The sequence below is a fragment of the Citrobacter amalonaticus genome (assembly GCF_002918555.1).
Lineage (GTDB): Bacteria > Pseudomonadota > Gammaproteobacteria > Enterobacterales > Enterobacteriaceae > Citrobacter_C > Citrobacter_C amalonaticus_A.
The window spans coordinates 944854-958165 of record NZ_PQMB01000001.1 but is presented as its reverse complement, the minus strand read 5'-3'; the positions used below and the strand labels follow the sequence as shown (position 1 = coordinate 958165).

General features: G+C 54.9%; 12 protein-coding genes. 3 read left to right on the top strand and 9 right to left on the bottom strand.

What is annotated here, in order from left to right; genetic code table 11:
• Positions 1–6: 6 nt before the first annotated feature.
• The 9 genes from C3432_RS04785 to C3432_RS04745 form a co-directional block, all read right to left on the bottom strand.
• Positions 7–1734, bottom strand: coding sequence for a hydrogenase large subunit (locus C3432_RS04785; RefSeq protein ID WP_103775504.1), 1728 nt, complete (start codon positions 1732–1734; stop codon positions 7–9).
• A complete protein-coding gene (gene hyfF / locus C3432_RS04780; protein ID WP_103775503.1) occupies positions 1712–3304 on the bottom strand; it encodes a hydrogenase 4 subunit F in 1593 nt (530 codons plus the stop codon). The genes C3432_RS04785 and hyfF overlap by 23 nt, the downstream gene beginning before the upstream one ends.
• A gap of 5 nt (positions 3305–3309) precedes the next feature.
• Positions 3310–3960, bottom strand: coding sequence for a hydrogenase 4 membrane subunit (gene hyfE / locus C3432_RS04775; protein ID WP_103775502.1), 651 nt, complete (start codon positions 3958–3960; stop codon positions 3310–3312).
• Positions 3961–3971: 11 nt separating this feature from the next.
• Positions 3972–5411, bottom strand: coding sequence for a hydrogenase 4 subunit D (locus C3432_RS04770; protein ID WP_103775501.1), 1440 nt, complete (start codon positions 5409–5411; stop codon positions 3972–3974).
• A 16-nt stretch (positions 5412–5427) separates the two neighbouring features.
• Positions 5428–6375, bottom strand: coding sequence for a respiratory chain complex I subunit 1 family protein (locus C3432_RS04765; RefSeq protein ID WP_103775500.1), 948 nt, complete (start codon positions 6373–6375; stop codon positions 5428–5430).
• 10 nt (positions 6376–6385) lie between these two features.
• The gene (gene hyfB / locus C3432_RS04760; protein ID WP_103775499.1) at positions 6386–8407 is read right to left on the bottom strand and encodes a hydrogenase 4 subunit B; all 2022 of its coding nucleotides are present in this window, start codon (positions 8405–8407) and stop codon (positions 6386–6388) included.
• A 2-nt stretch (positions 8408–8409) separates the two neighbouring features.
• Positions 8410–9024 carry a 4Fe-4S dicluster domain-containing protein gene (locus tag C3432_RS04755; protein ID WP_103775498.1) on the bottom strand — a complete coding sequence of 205 codons (615 nt, stop codon included), beginning with the start codon at positions 9022–9024 and terminating at the stop codon, positions 8410–8412.
• A gap of 265 nt (positions 9025–9289) precedes the next feature.
• A complete protein-coding gene (gene bcp / locus C3432_RS04750) occupies positions 9290–9760 on the bottom strand; it encodes a thioredoxin-dependent thiol peroxidase (RefSeq protein WP_103775497.1) in 471 nt (156 codons plus the stop codon).
• Positions 9760–10332: a glycine cleavage system transcriptional repressor gene (locus C3432_RS04745; protein ID WP_219816713.1), complete on the bottom strand. Its 573-nt coding sequence runs from the start codon at positions 10330–10332 to the stop codon at positions 9760–9762. Before C3432_RS04745 ends, bcp begins: the two co-directional genes overlap by 1 nt.
• A gap of 145 nt (positions 10333–10477) precedes the next feature.
• On the opposite strand from C3432_RS04745, the gene dapA reads away from it, so the two are divergent.
• The 3 genes from dapA to purC all read left to right on the top strand — a co-directional run bounded on the left by dapA (position 10478) and on the right by purC (position 13231).
• Positions 10478–11356: a 4-hydroxy-tetrahydrodipicolinate synthase gene (gene dapA / locus C3432_RS04740; protein ID WP_103775495.1), complete on the top strand. Its 879-nt coding sequence runs from the start codon at positions 10478–10480 to the stop codon at positions 11354–11356.
• A gap of 16 nt (positions 11357–11372) precedes the next feature.
• Positions 11373–12407 carry an outer membrane protein assembly factor BamC gene (gene bamC / locus C3432_RS04735; RefSeq protein ID WP_103775494.1) on the top strand — a complete coding sequence of 345 codons (1035 nt, stop codon included), beginning with the start codon at positions 11373–11375 and terminating at the stop codon, positions 12405–12407.
• A 110-nt stretch (positions 12408–12517) separates the two neighbouring features.
• Positions 12518–13231: a phosphoribosylaminoimidazolesuccinocarboxamide synthase gene (gene purC, locus C3432_RS04730; RefSeq protein ID WP_103775493.1), complete on the top strand. Its 714-nt coding sequence runs from the start codon at positions 12518–12520 to the stop codon at positions 13229–13231.
• Positions 13232–13312 lie beyond the last annotated feature (81 nt).

The following is a 13312-nucleotide window of genomic DNA, read 5'->3' as shown; positions in this document are numbered from 1 at the left end:
CTGTCCTTACTTTAGCGGCGAGCGGTTACGTTCCATGCCGTAACGTTCGATCTCTTTATATGGCACAGTCTTCGACTGGCGTTTGCGCACGTCGACCAGCGTCACACGGTCAGTACACGAATAGCAGGGATCGAGACTGCCGATAATCAGGGGGGCGTCGGAAACCGTGTTTCCGCGCAGCATGTAGCGCAGTACCGGCCAGTTGGCATAGGTTGCGGCGCGGCAACGCCAGCGGAATAATTTCTGATTATCGCCGAGCATGCTCCAGTGAACGTCTTCGCCACGCGGAGCCTCAACGTACCCAAGCGCGAAGGCGTGCGGACGGTAGCTGAAACCTTCAGTAAGCAAGGGGGTATTCGGCATGTTATCGAGGGCAAATTCAATCATCGCCAGTGAGTCAAAGGTCTCCTTGACCCTGACCATAACCCGGGAAAAAACATCTCCCCCCGCGAAGGTGAACAATGTTTTGGGGATATTGCCGTAGTCGGCATAGGGATGATCAAATCGCAGATCCCGTGAAAAGCCGCTACCGCGAATTAACGGCCCGACAGGGCTGAAATCACGGGCGACCTGCCGGTCAAGGATGCCGACGCCCTGGGTACGCTGCTCAATATTTGGCGTGGCGAGCAGCATTTCGACCAGTTCCGAGACCTCTGCACGCATTTCTCTGACCAGTTGCAGCGTTTTCAGACGCTGTTCTTTCAGAATATCCCGGCGGATCCCGCCAATCAGGTTTAGTCCATAGGTTTTGCGCGAGCCGGTTAACAGCTCCGCCATGGTCATGGACTTTTCACGTACCCGGAAAAACTGCATAAAGCCCGTATCAAAGCCCACAAAGTGGCAGGAGAGACCGAGGTTAAGGAGATGACTGTGCAGACGCTCAACTTCCAGCAGAACGGAGCGAATGGTATGCGCTCGCTGCGGCACCTCAATACCCAGCGCATTTTCTACCGAAGTGGCGTAGGCCACGCTATGGGCGAAACCACAAATGCCGCAAACCCTGTCTGACAAAAAGGTCACTTCGTTGTAACCCATACGGGTTTCCGCCAGCTTTTCCATACCACGGTGGACGTAGAACAGGCGATAGTCGGCATCGATAATCTGTTCGCCGTCAACAAAAAGACGGAAATGCCCGGGTTCATCGGACGTAATATGCAGCGGGCCGATAGGGATAACCCGCGCGTCTTTATCGCCATCGTTGATAAAGGGGTAGGTTTCTGTGTCGGTTACGGGTTCCGGCCGCAGGCGGTAATCCATGGCATCTTTACGCAATGGATGCATATCGTCAGGCCAGTCATCCGGCAAAACCAGGCGCCGACGATCCGGCAGGCCAACAGGGATGAGACCGTACATATCGCGAATTTCCCGCTCACCCCAGACCGCCGCGGGAACGCGTGGCGTGACGGAGGGAAACTCTCTGCTATTGGCGTCCACCAGCGCCTTGACCACTAACCAGCACTTTTCCACCCCCTCCATGGAGAGCGCATAGTACACGGCGTAATGCCCGTTCAGGCTACGTTCGTCATTACCAAACAGAACGGGTAGCCAGCCATCATGCTGATAATACAGATAGTGCACAATATCCGGCAGCAGGTTGGTTTTCACCGTGATGGTCACCTGCGTTGGCGTCTGCCGCTCTTCATCCAGCACCGCGCCGGGGAACTGCGCTTTTACGGCGGTCAGATACCCTTCGCCGCAGGTTGACGATGGATTAACGCTGTCTGAATAGTTCACTTTTATTCTCCGGTACCGATGCGAGGGTGGGGTTAATAAAATCGTGCCAGCCGTTGAGCTGAACCGGCTTTTCCTGCGTTCCTGACAGGACGATGGCTGAGGCATTCTCCAGAATCCGGCTCACGGGCTGCGGAATATGAATGCCCATAAGCAGCATCATCACCAGCAGAACGACCATTGGGGCCGTCGTCAGCCACCCCAGCTCGCCACGGCTGACCGCTTCCGGGGGATGGGCAAACAAGACTCGCGCCACCATCCGTACCAGACCGGCCAGCACCAGCGTCAGCAGCAGCAATAACAAGATAGTGATGACGAGATGGTCGCGAGCGAGACCTGCCGTTACGGTCATGAACTCGCTGAGGAAAATATTGAACGGCGGCATCCCGCCAAGCGCCAGCGCACCACCGGCCAGCAGCGTGGCGGTGAGCGGCATGATTTTCAGCATACCGCAGACAACATCCAGATTACGGGTGCCGTACTTCAGCAGGACATTGCCTGAGCCGCAGAACAGCAGGGTTTTCGCCAGGCTATGGTTAAGCGTGTGGAGCAGTGCGGCCAGAATGCCCAGCGGCCCGCCAATGCCGAGTGCGACGGCGACAAGGCCCATGTTCTCTACGCTGGAGTAAGCCAGCAGACGTTTCATATCCTGCTGGACGAGAATAAAAAACGCCGCGACCGCCACCGAAAGCAGACCAAATATCAGCAGCAATTTGCTGGGGAAATCGCTGCCAACCGTGTGGCAGATAATGATGTAGTAACGAATCAGGACCAGCAGGGCGCAATTCAGCAGGACTGCCGAAAGCAGGGCGCTGACCGGACTGGGCGCTTCGCTATGGGCATCCGGTAGCCAGGCGTGCATCGGGAAAAGCCCGGTCTTGGTTCCAAAGCCAATCAGGATAAACACAAAGGCCAGCAGCATCAGCGTTGGATCAAGCTGTGTCGCCTCTTTGAGTACTTCTGTCCAGAAAATAGCCTGGTTGGGATCGGGCATAAAGCTGGCGGCATTGGCGTAAACCAGCACCGTGCCGAACAGACCAAAGGCGACGCCAACGGTACAGATAATAATGTATTTCCACGCCGCTTCCAGAGACGAGCGCTGCCCGTAAATGCCTACCAGAAATGCCGAACTCAGGGTGGTGGCCTCGATCGCCGCCCACATCACGATCAGGTTATTGCTGGTGACGACCAATAACATGGTGAACAAGAAAAGATGGAAAAAACCGTAATAGTCACACAGCGTTTTTGGGGAGATTTCTCCGTGCTCCACTTCATGGCGCATATAGCCAATTGAATAGATGCCCGTGAGAAAACCGATGGCGCCGAGAATGCCCAAAAATAATCCGCTCAGACTGTCAATGTGCAGCCACTGATGGGCGGCAAAGATTTCTCCCTCGCGCAGGGCTTCGCTGACCGTCCAGAAAGCCAGAATCAGCAACAGCGTAATGCCGATGGTATGTAAGGCGGTAACAATCCGGCACGTGCCAATGGCGGTGACCCGACAGGCAAAGCAGAGTAACGAACAGGCCAGCGGTATCAACAACAGTAAGGTGAAGATGACAGAATGACTCATTTTCGTTATCCCTTCAGCGCGGTCAGGTTGTTCACGTCCAGCGTGCCGTGCGTGCGTCCTATCTTTCTGGCCAGCAGAACCATCACAATGACGGCAAATATGGCGTCGGTCGCAATGCCAATCTCTACCAGCTCCGGCGCACGCCACGCGAGAAGCGCCAGCACCAGATGGGAACCGTTTTCCATCAGGCAGTAGCCGAAGATTTGCCGCAGGATATTGCGCTGGCTGACGATACACAGCAATCCAAGAAGGAAATGGCCTAATGCCACCGCCAGTGCCGGTTTCAGATCGGCTGCCATCGGCAATTTCACCGACTGAACCACAAAGGCGCACAGCAGGACGATTAACGCCGCCAGCAGCGCCATAATGGCAGGTCCGAATAACGCGGATGGTGTCTGCTTCACCGTCAATTTACGCATGGCGAATGCCATAATTAACGGCACCATCACCACTTTGGTGACGAACGCGCCGATGGACCACATAAGTAATTGTTCAGCCGCAAAGACTCTGGATAGCGTCACAAAAATAGACACCAGCACCAGCGACTGGATGGCGTAGAAAACACAAGAGAGGCGGTAGCTTTTAATGCCGATCACGAGGAGTGAGGTTAGCATCATCAGCCCGGCCAAATTATTGACAATCATTGTTCCCGTCATCCTTCAACTCCTTACTGAAGCCAGGCAGCGGCGATGACGCTGGATGCAAGCGACATCACGATCAGTACAACCAACACCACGCGCATTGAAAGAGGCAACGGCGACGCGTGGGCAACCTCGTCACTCGGCTCGCCCGGCACGACGCGACCAAACCAGTAAATAAACCAGCCAAAGCTGGCAACCGACTCAACCAGCACGAGGAGCATCGCCGGCATCAGAAGCCAGTACTGGTTTGAAAGCGTGAACCCTGCGGCGAACAGAGGATATTTACTGAAGAAACCGTTGAATGGCGGTACGCCGGTAATCGCCAGCGCGGCGACGCAAAAGCCAATGCCGACCAGAGGCAGGGTGCGTAAGACTCCGCGCAGGCGTGGCAATAAACGCGTCCCGCAGCTGTAGCTAAGGGCGCCTGCCACCAGAAAGAACAGGCTTTTGGCGAAGGCGTGGTTAACGATATAGGCAACGCCGCCTTCAAAGGCGAGGCGCGATCCGAAGGTGGCCAACGACAGGGCGAGAAAAATCCAGCCCAGTTGGGTAATGGTCGACCACGCCAGAAGACGTTTCATATCCTGCTGAGGGAGATACATCATGAAACCATAAACGATGGTTATCAGCGCCATCACAACGCCGACGCCGCCAATCACATGCGGGATATTCCCGCCATCCAGAATGGCCCGTGCGAAAATATAAACCCCGACTTTCACCATTGATGCGGCATGAAGATAGGCGCTGACCGGCGTCGGTGCTTCCATGGCGTCGGGTAACCACGCCTGTAGCGGAAGCTGGGCTGACTTTCCCCATGCGGCGAATAAAATCCCGCCATAAACCAGATAACGGGCGTTTCCCTGCAGTTCGCTCAATGCGCTTAACGAGAAGGTGCCGGTTTGCAGGAAAAGGGTGGCGGCCGCCAGATACAGACCCAGCGACGCAATGTGGGTGATAAGCAGCGCCTTTAGCGCGGAGCGTTGCGCTTTATCGCTTTGGTAGTAACTAATGAGCGCCCAGGAGCAGCCGCCGGTAATTTCGAAGAACAGCAGCTGGCCGAGAATGGTTGATGAGAGCACCAGCCCGGACATGGCGCCGATAAAGATCAGCAGAAAAGCGTAGTAGCGATTGCCGCCGTTATGGGGATGTTCGCGGTTTTTATCCGTTAAATATCCTGTGGAGTAGAGCGCTACCAGCAGCCCGAGAAACACCACCACGAACAGGATCAGCGTGCTGAGTCGATCGATGGTGAGGCCAAACAGCACGACATCGCCAATTCGGGCAAGGGGAAGGGTGACCGCCTCTTTCCCTGCCTGATAAAAAACGGCTTCAAGCCACAGCATGCTAAGCGTCGCCAGCAGGGCGAAAAGCGTGCCCAGTTTTGCGGCCTGGCGCTGCGGCGAGAGCGAAACGACCAGTGCGCCAAAGAAGGGCAGCAGCAGTGTCGTCAGAGCAAGAGTTTCCATAATATAACGATGCTCCTTACAGACCGGTTAACCAAAAGACATACGACAATGCGGCGAAGCTGAAGCCGAGCCAGGTGACATGATGCGTCAGCAAAAAACGCCCGCGCGCCAGCGAGTTCTCCACGATGGACGCGACGATAAAAATCACTAAAAGCTTAACGAGGGTGACCGCAAGAGAGAGCAGCACACTGCCGAAAGAGAGGGTTTCGGCGCTGCCAAACGGCAGAAACAGCGCGATAAACAGAGAGGCCATCACCACCTGCTTAAGTCCCAGCCCCCATTTCACCAGCGCCAGTCCGGCCCCGGAATATTCGGTCAACGGCCCTTCCTGTAGCTCCTGCTCCGCTTCGGCAACGTCGAAGGGAATTTTTCCCATCTCGATAAAGCAGGCAAACGCGCAGGCCATTAATGCCAGTAGCGTCGCCATTGGGGAGAGCCAGCCTGACGCCAGCGCATTGCTGATGGCGGAAAGATGCGTTGAGCCGGCAATCAGCGCCACAACGAATAAAGCAAGAATCAGCATCGGCTCGACCAGAATGCCCAACGTGAGTTCGCGGCTGGCGCCAATGCCGGAGAACGGACTGCCGGTATCCAGACCGGAAAGGGCAAAGAAGAAGCGATACAGGGCGAACAAATAGATGATCGTTATGATGTCGCCGCCGCCAGCGAGGGGGGAGGTGCGAACCAGCAGTGGCAACGTCATGGTGACGACCAGCATGCTGCTTAACAGCACCCAGGGCATCAGGCGGAACATCAGTCCCGATGAGACAGGTGCCACCTCCTGGCGTTTCAGCAATTTGTTGATATCCCGGTAATCCTGCCAGATCCCCGGCCCGCGACGAGAGTGCATTCTGGCGCGGATCTGGCGGGAAATGCCGGTAAACAGCGGCGTTAACCCCAGTAAAATGAGCGCCTGAAGCAAAGCAAAAATCACCAGATATCCGTCGGAGAGTTGATATGTCATGGCGGTGTCCTCAGACGGCAATAGCCAACAATAAAATGATTAGCGTGGCGACGACGTACAGGCAGTAGAGGCGAAAATCACCGCTCTGCAGGCGCTGTATGCGCCGCGCCAGTTTCTGCGTCATCCGTACGATGGGAGCAATAATGTGTTCATCCCAGACGGGTTCCGTGCGTTGTGCCGTGCGGGTGACGTGCGTTAACCCTCCCGCGAGCCTTGCGCCGGGATCGAGCTGTTGACGCATTCTGTAAAGCGTGGAGAACATTACCCGCAGAGGTTGCGTAAAGCTGCCCGCCGAAGGGGCCATCGCGTTTTCCCAACCGTAGCCGCAGGCCCAGGCGTCCCCCGAACGGCGGAACGCGCCGCGACGTTGACGGGTTATCAACCAGAATATGCCGGGCAAAATTGGCAGGGCGATGAGCAGCAGGAAAATGACCGAAGGTGTAAGCAGCGTCTCGTGCATTTCGCCAGGGATTAGCGTCAGGCCGCTGGCCGCAGGGACCGCGGAACTGGCGGTAAAAGAAAGCACGACGAGCATGATTTGCGGCGCGACCCAACTGGCGAAAACGCCCGTTAAAACGCACAGCGCGGCGAGCGCCAGCATAGCGAGGGTCATTGGCCAGGGGGCTTCTTTTGCCTGCTCAGCCGCTTCGCTGCGCGGTGCGCCGCAGAAACTGATGCCGTACACTTTGACAAAGCACATTGCCGCCAGCGCCCCGGTCATCGCCAGCATCACAATCGCCACGGGACCGGCAAGACGCAGCGCAATATCATCAAAGCGGGTCATGGCGAAGAGCGACTGGTAGGTATACCACTCGCTGATAAAACCGTTTAGCGGCGGCATGGCTGAAATCGCCATACAGCCAATCAGAAACGCGCCAGCGGTCCAGGGCATCCGTTTAGCCAGCGCCCCCATTTTTTCCATATCGCGGGTGTGCAGACGCCAGATAATCGCCCCCGCGCCCAGAAAGAGCAGGCCTTTAAACAGGGCATGATTGAGCAGATGGAAGAGCGCCCCCAACAGACCTATCGCCGCCAGGACTGGCTGATGCAGCGACAGCCCGATCATCCCGACGCCAAGGCCGAGAAGAATGATGCCGATATTCTCAACCGTATGCCAGGCGAGCAACCGCTTGATATCGTGCTCTGCCAGCGCGTACAACACGCCCAGCACCGAGGAGACGGCGCCGAACGCCAGCACCACAATGCCCCACCACAGAGGAATGCCGCTCTGTCCCAGCAGGTCGATCCCAACTTTCATCATGCCGAAAATCCCGATTTTCACCATGACTCCTGACATCAACGCCGAAGCATGTGATGGCGCGGCGGGGTGGGCACGAGGAAGCCAGCTATGCAGGGGCAGCATTCCGGCTTTCGCGCCAAACCCAAAAAATGCGAGCAGGAAAACGATGGATGCCAGCGTTGGCGACAGCGCGGTCTGGCGGAAAAGGGCAAATTCAAGGCTACCGGTTTCTCGCCAGAAGAGGAAAAAGGCGATCATGATGAGTACGGAACCCGCGTGTGCAATGAAGAAATAGAGCATCCCGGCACGAATGGACTCCTCGTCCTGCTCTGCAATCACCAGGAACCAGGACGCCAGCGACATCATTTCAAACAACACAATGAACCAGAACGCGTTGTCCATCACCAGAAGCCCAACCATTGAGGCGATAAACAGGTTCATAAAAAATCCCATCGCCGCAGCGCCCCTGCCGATGTATTCACGCATATACGCCAATGAATAGAGCGCGCAGACCGTCACGAGAAGGGATATCACCAGCACCATAAAGGCGGAGAAACTGTCCATCCGGACGCTGAATGCGGCGAAAGGGAAAGGGGTCGGTGTATGCCAGACGAGCGTCACTGCGGATTTTAACTGGGCTATCGCACTGGCGATCCCGGCAATGCCGCCGAGCATGGCGCAGATACCGGCGACGTTAATCGCGCTCTTATCCCGGCCAGAAAGCAACAATGACGCTACCCCGCCAACGAGATACAGCGCCACAGACCACATCAATAATTGCAGAGCATCCATTATCATTGTTCCGAAGTGAATGAAAGAGAGGTCAGTCCGCTGTCGCTCAGACAGTCTGCGGCAAGACGCTGCTTCTGTTTTGTCTGTTGTTTTAAGCGCTCGTCAGTGACCAGATGCAGAGCCTGCGTGACGCAAGCGCGTACACAGGCCGGGCCTTCCGGCAGGAAATAGCAGAGATCGCATTTTACGGCGATGGCCTGTACGCCCGCTTCCCAACGCAAAAAGGGATGGAGCGTTGAAGCGCTTTCCGGCACGGCGTTGAGCGCCCCCTGAGCCTGATGAGTAAACTGCGCGGGGGCGTTAACGGGGCGACTGCCGGAGGGGATAATGGCGCCAAACGGACATACCAGACCACAGAGTTTGCAGCCGATGCAGAGCGTTTCATTGAGTTGGATCGCGTCATCGAGACGCGTAATGGCGTTGACCGGACAGACTTGCTTGCAGGGAGCCTCTTCACAATGGCGACACAGAACAGGCGCAGTTTGCGAAGACGTTTTTACCATTGCCAGTCGGGGGTGCTGCTGGAGACCCTGTGCTTTATGCACGTCTGAACATGCCGCCAGACAAGTATTACATCCTATACACCACTGAGGATCGGCCACCACAAAGCGGTTCATGTCGGCTCCTTGAGAAAGAAACAAAACGTTCAGCTTTGCTATGCACAAAGGATGCCATTATTTAAATTCAATAAATTCAACTAATTAAGAATGGCTGGTAACGAAGGGGAGACAAAAGTGATGGTCATTAACGTTCAGGTGAATCACCTTCGGCATTAGTGTCGGGGCAAGAATTTCGTTTGTGATTGCGATCACATCTGAAGCGGAGAAGGGAAAAGTAAAGGCGCCGATCCGGGGTCGGGCAACCAGCGCCAGTAGGAAATAATCAGGCGTTCTCTTTCAGCCAGTTCAGCACGACGTCGTGGTGATTGCTGGTTTTGAAATCGTCGAATACATGCTCAACTTTACCGTCGGCATCGATCAGGAAACTGATGCGGTGAATGCCATCATAGGTTTTCCCCATGAAGGATTTCTCGCCCCAGATGCCGAACTGCTCGCAGACCTGGTGATCCTCATCCGACAGCAATGTAAAATTCAGCAACTCTTTTTCGGCAAAACGGGAAAGTTTTTCCGGCTTGTCAGTACTGATGCCCAGCACGTCCACGCCAGCTTTTTTCAACTCATCCATGTTATCGCGTAGGCCGCAGGCCTGAACGGTACAGCCGGGGGTCATGGCTTTCGGGTAGAAATAGACCAGAACACGCTGCCCCTGGAAGTCGGTCAAATTTACTTGTTCCCCGTCCTGATCCGGCAAGCTAAATTTCGGTGCGATGTCACCGGCTTTCAGTGGATTCATTACTTAACTCCATCCTGTTCATCATGTTGTGAATAATTGACGACGTTAATACTGCCTTGTGCATTGAGTTCTGTACATAGTGCTTTAAAGGCTTGCTCAATATTTGCCGAATCGTGTGACGCCGGACTATGGGCGGTGATTTGGATATGTAGCTGGGCAACCTTTTCATTTTCAGCAGGTTGCGTACGTGAAATCAGTTCTGCGATGTTCATCTGATGGCTGTCAAACAGAGCCGTAAAGCGTTCAATCAAATGCGGTGAATCGGGGACATCAACCTGCACCCAGACCGTGGCGGGCATCGGGGGATGCGGGCGTGCGGTGGTGCGTTTCATCACAATCAATAAATCCAGCTCTGCGCCTTTCAACGGCAAGGTTGATTCAATCAGGGTGATGGCATTCCAGGTGCCGGAAAGCAGCATGATAAACGTGAACTCGTCCCCTAACATGGCCAGTCGACTGTCTTCGATATTACAGCCGCAGCTGCTGACATGACGGGTGATAGTATTCACGATTCCCGGGCGATCGGAACCCAGCGCAGTAATCACCAGGTAATGTTGCGATGACGGTGTCAAACCTGTTCTTCCTTTGAGAGGTGAGGTAATCATAAGGAAAGCATAAAAAAAACCGGTATACAACAACCAGAACGGCTCTGTCCGCTTGCTTTTATTGTCGTACCAAACGTACCATTGAGACACATGTTTGCACAGAGGATGGCCAATGTTCACGGGAAGTATTGTCGCGCTTGTTACGCCGATGGATGAAAAAGGTAATGTCTGTCGGTCGAGCCTGAAAAAACTGATTGATTATCATGTCGCCAGCGGCACCTCGGCGATCGTTTCGGTTGGCACCACCGGTGAGTCCGCCACGCTAAGTCATGATGAACATGGCGATGTGGTGATGATGACGCTGGAACTGGCTGACGGTCGTATTCCGGTGATTGCCGGAACGGGCGCAAATGCGACCGCAGAAGCCATCAGTCTGACGCAGCGTTTTAACGACAGTGGTATTGTTGGCTGCCTGACGGTGACCCCTTACTACAACCGCCCAACTCAGGAAGGTCTGTTCCAGCATTTCAAAGCCATCGCTGAACATACTGACCTGCCGCAAATTCTGTATAATGTGCCGTCCCGTACCGGCTGCGATATGCTGCCGGAAACGGTTGGTCGTCTGGCGAAAGTGAAAAATATTGTCGCAATTAAAGAGGCGACAGGGAACTTAAGTCGTGTTCACCAGATCAAAGAGCTGGTTTCAGACGATTTCATCCTGCTCAGCGGCGATGACGCGACCGCGATGGACTTTATGCAGTTAGGGGGGCATGGCGTGATCTCCGTTACGTCTAACGTAGCGGCGCGTGATATGGCTGAAATGTGCAAACTGGCAGCAGAAGGGCACTTTGCCGAGGCGCGCGTGATAAACCAGCGTCTGATGCCGTTGCACAACAAACTATTTGTCGAACCCAATCCTGTCCCGGTGAAATGGGCATGTATGGAGTTGGGTCTTGTGGCGACCGACACGCTGCGCCTGCCAATGACGCCGATCACCGATAACGGGCGTGAAATTGTCAAAGCGGCGCTTAAGCATGCCGGTTTGCTGTAAAGTTTAGGGAGATTTGATGGCTTACTCAGTACAAAAGTCGCGCCTGGCTAAGGTTGCGGGAGTTTCGCTTGTTATGCTGCTCGCTGCCTGTAGCTCGGACTCGCGCTACAAGCGCCAGGTGAGCGGTGATGAATCCTATCTGGAGGCGGCACCGCTTGCTGAACTTCATGCCCCGGCAGGAATGATTTTGCCGGTGATGACGGGCGACTACAACATCCCGGTGACTAACGGCAGCGGTGCTGTCGGTAAAGCGCTGGATATTCGCCCGCCAGCCCAGCCTCTGGCGCTGGTCACCGGAGCGCGTACCCAGTTTGCCGGGGACACCGCGACGTTGCTGGTGGAAAACGGTCGTGGTAATACGCTGTGGCCACAGGTCGTTAGCGTGATTCAGTCCAAAAATTATACGATTGACAAACGTGACGACGCCAGCCAGAGCCTGACAACCGACTGGGTTAACTGGAACCGTCTGGACGAAGACGAGCAGTATCGTGGTCGTTATCAAATCTCCGTGAAACCGCAGGGCTATCAGCAGGCGGTAATGGTTAAACTGGTGAATCTTGAGCAGGGCGGTAAGCCGGTTGCCGATGCGGCATCCATGCAGCGTTACAGCGCAGAGATGATGAACGTTATCTCCGCAGGGCTGGATAAGAGCGCCACCGATGCGGCGAACGCGGCGCAGAACCGCTCAACCGCCACGATGGACGTGCAGAGCGCGGCTGATGATACGGGCTTACCGATGCTGGTCGTCCGTGGACCGTTTAACGTGGTATGGCAACGCCTCCCGGCAGCGCTGGAAAAAGTGGGCATGAAAGTGACCGACAGCACCCGTTCCCAGGGCAGCATTGCGGTGACCTATAAACCGCTGTCCGATAGCGGCTGGCAGGATCTGGGCGCAACCGATCCGGGGCTGTCATCCGGTGACTACAAACTGCAGGTCGGTGATTTAGACAACCGCAGCAGTCTGCAGTTTATCGATCCGAAGGGGCATACCCTGACACAAAGCCAGAACGACGCGCTGGTCGCCGTCTTCCAGGCGGCGTTCAGTAAGTAAAAATAAAGGGCTGGATAACTCCAGCCTTTTTTTCTGATATGATACGCAAACGTGTGCGTCGGCAGAAAAACGCAATATTTATCGTTAATTCACACCCAGGAGTAATGAAGATGCAAAAGCAAGCTGAGTTGTATCGTGGTAAAGCGAAGACCGTATACAGCACGGAAAACCCGGACCTGTTGGTGCTCGAATTCCGCAATGATACGTCAGCAGGGGATGGCGCACGCATTGAACAGTTTGATCGTAAAGGTATGGTGAACAACAAATTCAACCATTTCATTATGACTAAACTGGCTGAAGCGGGTATCCCGACGCAGATGGAGCGACTGCTTTCAGATACCGAATGTCTGGTGAAAAAACTGGATATGGTACCGGTAGAGTGCGTGGTGCGTAACCGTGCGGCAGGTTCTCTGGTTAAGCGCCTGGGTATTGAAGAAGGTATTGAACTGAATCCACCGCTGTTCGACCTGTTTCTGAAAAATGACGCAATGCACGATCCAATGGTCAATGACTCTTACTGCGAAACTTTTGGCTGGGTGAGCAAGGAAAATCTGGCGCGTATGAAAGAGCTGACCTACAAGGCTAACGACGTGCTGAAAAAGCTGTTTGATGATGCCGGGCTGATCCTGGTGGACTTCAAGCTGGAGTTTGGTCTGTACAAAGGTGAAGTGGTGCTGGGCGATGAGTTCTCACCAGACGGTAGCCGTCTGTGGGATAAAGAGACGCTGGATAAAATGGACAAAGACCGTTTCCGTCAGAGTCTGGGTGGCCTAATCGAAGCCTATGAAACCGTTGCCCGTCGTCTGGGCGTGAAGTTAGACTAATCCTCCCCCTGAGCCGGCGATCGCTCTCCGGCTCATCAATCCCGCCGATTTTGATTACTGTTTCTTATGGTAATCCTGTTC

Excerpts from the sequence above, each read along its gene's own strand:
- bamC (WP_103775494.1), top strand. The coding sequence starts at position 11,373 with ATGGCTTACTCAGTACAAAAGTCGCGCCTGGCTAAGGTTGCGGGAGTT.
- hyfB (WP_103775499.1), bottom strand. The coding sequence starts at position 8,407 with ATGGATGCTCTGCAATTATTGATGTGGTCTGTGGCGCTGTATCTCGTT.
- C3432_RS04765 (WP_103775500.1), bottom strand. The coding sequence starts at position 6,375 with ATGACATATCAACTCTCCGACGGATATCTGGTGATTTTTGCTTTGCTT.
- C3432_RS04755 (WP_103775498.1), bottom strand. The coding sequence starts at position 9,024 with ATGAACCGCTTTGTGGTGGCCGATCCTCAGTGGTGTATAGGATGTAAT.
- bcp (WP_103775497.1), bottom strand. The coding sequence starts at position 9,760 with ATGAATCCACTGAAAGCCGGTGACATCGCACCGAAATTTAGCTTGCCG.
- dapA (WP_103775495.1), top strand. The coding sequence starts at position 10,478 with ATGTTCACGGGAAGTATTGTCGCGCTTGTTACGCCGATGGATGAAAAA.
- C3432_RS04770 (WP_103775501.1), bottom strand. The coding sequence starts at position 5,411 with ATGGAAACTCTTGCTCTGACGACACTGCTGCTGCCCTTCTTTGGCGCA.
- purC (WP_103775493.1), top strand. The coding sequence starts at position 12,518 with ATGCAAAAGCAAGCTGAGTTGTATCGTGGTAAAGCGAAGACCGTATAC.
- hyfF (WP_103775503.1), bottom strand. The coding sequence starts at position 3,304 with ATGAGTCATTCTGTCATCTTCACCTTACTGTTGTTGATACCGCTGGCC.
- hyfE (WP_103775502.1), bottom strand. The coding sequence starts at position 3,960 with ATGACGGGAACAATGATTGTCAATAATTTGGCCGGGCTGATGATGCTA.